Source organism: Andreprevotia chitinilytica DSM 18519 (assembly GCF_000711875.1).
GTDB classification, from domain to species: domain Bacteria; phylum Pseudomonadota; class Gammaproteobacteria; order Burkholderiales; family Chitinibacteraceae; genus Andreprevotia; species Andreprevotia chitinilytica.
In genome coordinates, this window is the sequence record NZ_JONM01000054.1 from 1 (window position 1) to 5,682 (window position 5,682).

A 5,682-nucleotide genomic window follows, 5' to 3' on the forward strand; every position below is an offset into this window, starting at 1 on the left:
GTGCGATCCACGCGGGGCGCTTCGACGCCGTTGTCGCGGACCAGCAGGTAGGTGGATGGGGCGAAGCGTTCCACGGGCGGCTTTTCCAGATAGCCCGCCTTGACCAAGCCTTGAATGTATTTGCGGATGGACTCGCCGTCGATATTGGTTTTGAACGACAGGTCGTCCATGGTGAATTCGCGCAGCTTGCGCATTTGCTCCCACAGTCGCTGCCGTGGGCCTTTGCCGCCGGGGCGTTCGAGGTGAACCGGCTTGCGCATTACACCCTCCGCTTCGGCGCTTCGCCGGTATAGAGCGGGCGCTTGCCCCACGTGGCGAGGTCGATCTGCTCCACCCCCAGCTCCAGCGCAACACTGCGGATGTTGTCGAGATTCACCGCCACCCGGCGCACCGAGCCGTGCGACTCGCGCACGATGGTGGTGAGCAGATCGTCGGCGATCTGCACATCGCGGCTGTACACCGCCCGCAGGGCCTGGGCATCGTGCAGATTGGCCGGCTGGGCTTGCACCCATGCCAATACGCGCCCGTGGAAGCGTTCCCACTTCTTCAGGTTGTTCGGGAGCTGTTCCTCACCGATCAGCAGAATGGGCGCGTGGCTGGCTTCGTACAGATCGCGCACCACTTCGACGGCGTTCTTGTCGACGAGGTGATCCATTTCATCGATGATCAGCGGGCGCTGGCTAGTGGCCAGTTCCTCGGCCGCCTGATCGAGCATTTCCGGGATGGTGGCAGCCGGCTTGACGCCCATTTCGAACAACACGGCCTTGAGGAAGGACTTCTTGGTCCAGACCGACTTGGCCTGCACATAGCGGGCGCGGGTGCGGTTGGCGACGAAGTTGGCCGACATGGATTTGCCCCAGCCGGACGGGCCGTAGAACGCAACCAGACCGGGTAGTCCTTGGTGGCGGGACATGGCACGGGCCAGTGCTTCCTGCGCCAAGGCAAGGTTGCCGATTTGGGCGATGCCCGGTGCCAGTGTGGCGGGATTGACGAGGGGTGAATTCATGAGAGAATGCCTTTCCGGTTGTTGAATGCGGTCGCCGTTTTACGACGATGACCTACCCAGCGCGCACGAGGTGCAACTCGTGCGCGTTGTCATTTCCGCTGTGCAGGCTGTGCATCACCTGCCACTGCGGCGATTTCTGATACATGCGATGGCGGGTGTCTTCCGCCTCGGTCAGCGGCTTGCCCTGGCGCTTGCGGGTATCCAGTTCACGCCAAGCCCGATAACGAGTCGGACCGTCCATCGATTCCCACGTTGGCGCGGCTCCTGGTACTGCCGGCTCATCGACTGGCTCAATCAACAATTCGGTCGCTTTACGGTTGAGACTTGAGCGAGTCAGATCGCCCATCCCCGGAATAACGATGTGCTCCTGGGCTTCCAGCGCCGGCCGTTCCGCTTCGGCGCGGCGGATGGTTTCCTCGGCACGGCCGACCATCCCGGCAATGCGCTGATCACGCAGGCGCTCGACGAAGGGCTTGGGAAAGGCATCCACCTTGTTGGCGTTCCATTCCGCTATGCATACAAACCGGCCATCCAGTTGGCGCACGATGACGCTGTTTGCATCGTGAATGTCGTAGCCGACTTGCACTTGCTCGCCATCCACCTGCATCAGTTCACGGTTGAAATAGTGGTTGTTCCATAGCCGCACCATGCCGCGCTCGGCGGTACGGACGACGTGCGGTCGGAACAGCGCTTGCAGCTCGGCGGAGGACAGGTGGCGCGATTGCGTCGGCGGGTGCAGTTGCCAGAACGCATCCGGCGTCAAATGCCGGCCTTGCCGCGTCGGCAGGGCACTGTGCGTGTGCTGGGCGTTGTACTCGTCAATGGCGACCGTCAGCGCATCGATGAATTGTTGCCAGCTGGGCAGCTTCGGCACGCTGGATGGGCTGGTGCTGCGCTTGGCTCGGGTAAGTGCCTTTTGGATATCGCGCGTGGTCATTCGCAAGGTGTCTTGATCGACGCCGTTCCCATGAAAGGTATCGAACGTGCGGGCCAGTGGGAGGGTGACGGTTTTCCAGAACCGCTCGATCAGGCCGCGCCCCTGCGGATTGCCCGGAATGCCGGTCTGGTGGTCGATGCCCATGCGCGCCAGCATGCCGACGATGGGCGCATCCAGCATCAGGTTGGCTTGGCCGCTGCCGTTGTCGCTGTAGTACAGCAGCGGCAGCGGGTGATGCGTAGCGGCATGGCGTAGCGCATCGGCCACGGCGAGGACGTTTTCGGAATAGCTGACCGACCAGCCCACCACTTTGCGGCTGGTGGCATCCATGATCACCGTCACTTCCGGCTGGCACGGTTTACCGTCATCGGGTTTGGCGACTTTCATTTTCATGCCATGCCCGTCGCCGACCCAGCATTCGCCGGTCTTGAAGACCGACCAGTCGCGAATCACGTAGGGCAGCTTGGCTTTCAGGGCCGCACCGGTATGTTCCAAGCGATACCGCACCTCTGGCGGCAGCTTGGCGAGGAAACGGCGCACCTGATGCACGCTAGGCAACTCGCCGCCGTGCCATTGCTGGGCAAACGTCTTGTACGCGGCCTCCACTGATTGGCCTTGCTTGGCCCGCCAGCATTGCAGGAAGGCGGCCCCCCAGCGCGGCAAGGACAAATCCTTGACGCGCGGTGGTCGTGGCGTCAGGTCGCCGGCTTGTGCCTTGGTAAACCAGCGCTTGATGGTGCGGATGCTGGGCATACCGCTGCCTTTGCGCCCGCGTTCGTCCTGGGCCAATACCAGCAGCTGTGCCATTTCACTCTCTGGTGCCTTGTTGGCTTCAACAATCAACGCGGCCACGGCGTTTTCCTTGGACAGGCTGCACACCGCTTGCAAGCGGGTGATGGCCCGTAGCACGGCATGACGTGCATCGGTGCGCTGGCGCAACGCATCCGTCATCACCACCGGTGGCCGTGCAGGCGCTAAAGCTTGCTGTGCAGGGGCTGCAGGTTGGATCGATGCGACTGGCGCAGAGGGCGTGTTCAGGAGCTGACGGGCCGCGTGCAGTTGCACCGCTTTGCGGACATCTTCAGGGAGCGTACCCAACGGATAGAGGCGTCGTTTGCCGCCGCGCCCCGCTTGTTCGGTGTAGGGCCATCCTTCCCGGTTCGCCCGATGCGCCGTACTGGATTTAGCGATTCCCAGCGCGGCCACAATGGTTGTCAAAGTTACGGTCATCGGCTTACCTTCGTTGCCTTGGTGGATAAGATTGTTTAATGGGTCGTCGACTCGTCGTCATGGCGTACGACGGCCGTGCACTGGATGGCACGCGCGCCGACCGGTTTGCGCGTACCGTCGTCAAAGTACCGGCTCGGCCAGATGTCTTTCGGATGCAGGCCGAGTGCGCCGGCAATGCGCTGTTCGCCCTTGGGGAAGGAGCGGCGCAGGGCGACGGACAGACCGGATGGATCAACGCCGTGTGCGTGTGCCAGCTTGGAAATGGTGGTGCCCTGTTTGTGCAAGGCGGCGATAATGTCGGCCGGGTGCCAGTCTTGCTGCGGTGTAGAGGTGGTCGGTTGCATCTGTTGGTTTCCGTGGTGGGTTATCACGAGATGCATGGTGACACATATAAATGTGTCATTCAATGAAATTTGGCGTTGGACACTTCGAATTTACGAGACATGACACATAAAAACGAATTTTTCTTTCTAAATCAGGGGGCTCTATGAAGCGTCCAGAACGTGAGCGTCGGACACTTCCGCCGGACACTTCGACGCCAGAAAGCGTCCAGCTGGATGTTGTGGAGATTGGCGCACGAATTAAGCGCGCAAGAGCGGCGCTGGGGCTGACTCAGGATGCGCTCGCAGTTCTTGCTGGAAGCCCATCAAAACGTGGCATTCAGGAGAATGAGTCGGGTAACACCATGCCCGGCGGGCAAATTATCGGCACGTTGGTATGTGCTGGCGTTAATGCCAACTGGCTGCTGACGGGGGAAGGTTCAATGTTGCTGGCCGAGTTGCAAGCTGCGACGCCTACGGCCCCGTTCGAAACAGCCCGGTTGCAACTGGCGCTGGAGGCGGTCGAGGAAGGATTGGCGGCAACTAGCCGCACCATGCCGCCGGACAAAAAAGCGGAACTGATTCTGGCCGTTTATGACTTACTGGACGACGTCGACGCGACGTCAAAGGGAAAGATATTGCGATTGGTCAAATTAGCGGCGTGACGCCGCAATCAGGAAGATTGAATGGACGAAAACAAGAAAGCCCAAATCATTGCATTGTTCAAACAGCATGCAGAAACACCGGAACCCAAGCCTCGTACACCCCGTAAAAAGCCAGCCACGGCGGTCATGACGGCGGGCGGCAACCTCGTCAACGTCAGTGGGGATGGCGTGGTGGTCGGACAGATCGTCGCGGGGGATGTCCACCAGCACTATGAGAAGAAAACCAGCAAAGTGATTGTGAAGCCGCAGCCTGGCGCGGAGCACATCACGGAAGAGCAGGTGCGGCGGCTGCATGATCTCAAGGACCAGATTCTGGAGTTGGAGCCACTAGGCAAGCAAAATCCCGCCACGCCGCAGCGCGTATGGAACTCGTTGAATAAAAAGATGGGGGTGGGGGCGATGCGGATGATTCCGGCTGCAAAGTTCAAGGCCGCCGAGAAGTATCTCCATGAATGGCTCGGCCGATTGGCCGCTGGCAAGGCGGTACAGAAGAAAGCGCCGGATGAGGTCGCCAAGCGCCGCATCACTTACATCCAAACCAACATGAAGAAATTGGACATCGAGCCTAAGGTACGCGCCTACATGCTGAAGCACTTTGATGCACCCAGCCTGAAGGACTTGGACCTGACCGCGTTGAACAAGGTCTACCAGTACGTGGCCGGCATCAAAAAGGATCTCGCCGTCTAAACCAGCCTCATTGTTGATCGAACTGATGCCAAAATAAGCGCAAATTTGTTCAGTTTGCGCTTATTTTTTTGCAAAATTGGTCAAATGCTTTGGGGAAGCAATGCAGCCACCAAACCCGCATAGTGATTGGGTTTCGGCGGAATTTGTTTGAGTTCTTCCTCGTGACATTATGGGTGCCACCCCACACAAACAGCAAGTCGTTAAAGTGGTTTTGTAGGACGGGTTGAGCGTAGCGATACCCATCGTTGGACGGTTCAAGAAAGCTTGTTTTGGGATTTATGTCCCCTCTCCCACTTGTGGGAGAGGGCTAGGGTGAGGGTGAGGAGAAGGATGATGTCCTTGCCAGAACCCTCACCCCCGGCCCCTCTCCCACAAGTGGGCGAGGGGAGCAAAACCAAGGCGCGGCGCAACGTGAGGCGCCGCAGCATCAAGCTACGTCACCCTCTTCTTCAAGGAGAGGGCCGGGGTGAGAATGGTCTGCCCCCCCTTTCAAAAGCGCCCCGCCAGCCAGACCGGCACGGGGATTTCGGGGATCGACTGTCTGAGGGCCTTGGCCCGAGTTTTCGATTCCCGCCCGTGACGGGCTGGCTGGCGGGGGGATCTGGCGCTTGCGACAGACGCTTTTGCAGGGTCGCCTTTGGGGTGGAGGGGGCTTTGGCGAGACAAAGTCCCTTCCCCGTCCGCGCGGCGGAACGCGCTGTAATGCCTTTAAATCGCGCCGCAGGCGCTGAACCTAGAAACAGCAGCAAAAGAGGAAAACCCAAATGCAAATTGCCTCCCTCGGCGAATGCATGATCGAACTCAGCGGCTCGCCACTGCGCAAAACCTACGGCGGCG

5 protein-coding genes and 1 pseudogene are annotated in these 5,682 nt (G+C 60.0%); 2 read left to right on the forward strand and 4 right to left on the reverse strand.

Annotated elements, in window-relative coordinates; translation table 11 throughout:
• The 4 genes and pseudogenes from BR41_RS21535 to BR41_RS21550 form a co-directional block, all read right to left on the reverse strand.
• Window positions 1-260: pseudogene (locus BR41_RS21535) on the reverse strand (hypothetical protein); the annotation flags it as partial.
• Complete coding sequence (locus tag BR41_RS21540; RefSeq protein ID WP_035061466.1) at window positions 260-1,006, reverse strand: AAA family ATPase; 747 nt, start codon at window positions 1,004-1,006, stop codon at window positions 260-262. The pseudogene BR41_RS21535 and the gene BR41_RS21540, both read right to left, overlap by 1 nt.
• Window positions 1,007-1,058: 52 nt before the next feature.
• Window positions 1,059-3,173 (reverse strand): Mu transposase C-terminal domain-containing protein, encoded by a 2,115-nt coding sequence (locus BR41_RS23330; protein ID WP_051711581.1) that lies wholly within the window; start codon window positions 3,171-3,173, stop codon window positions 1,059-1,061.
• Window positions 3,174-3,208: 35 nt separating this feature from the next.
• The gene (locus tag BR41_RS21550) at window positions 3,209-3,517 is read right to left on the reverse strand and encodes a helix-turn-helix domain-containing protein (protein ID WP_035061468.1); all 309 of its coding nucleotides are present in this window, start codon (window positions 3,515-3,517) and stop codon (window positions 3,209-3,211) included.
• 143 nt (window positions 3,518-3,660) lie between these two features.
• Here BR41_RS21550 and BR41_RS23335 point away from each other — a divergent pair, with 143 nt between their 5' ends.
• Together BR41_RS23335 and BR41_RS21560 are read left to right on the forward strand one after the other, a co-directional pair.
• Window positions 3,661-4,158, forward strand: a complete 498-nt coding sequence (locus tag BR41_RS23335) for a transcriptional regulator (protein WP_051711583.1) — start codon at window positions 3,661-3,663, stop codon at window positions 4,156-4,158.
• A 21-nt stretch (window positions 4,159-4,179) separates the two neighbouring features.
• Complete coding sequence (locus BR41_RS21560; RefSeq protein WP_051711585.1) at window positions 4,180-4,845, forward strand: hypothetical protein; 666 nt, start codon at window positions 4,180-4,182, stop codon at window positions 4,843-4,845.
• The last annotated feature ends 837 nt before the right edge of the window (window positions 4,846-5,682 follow it).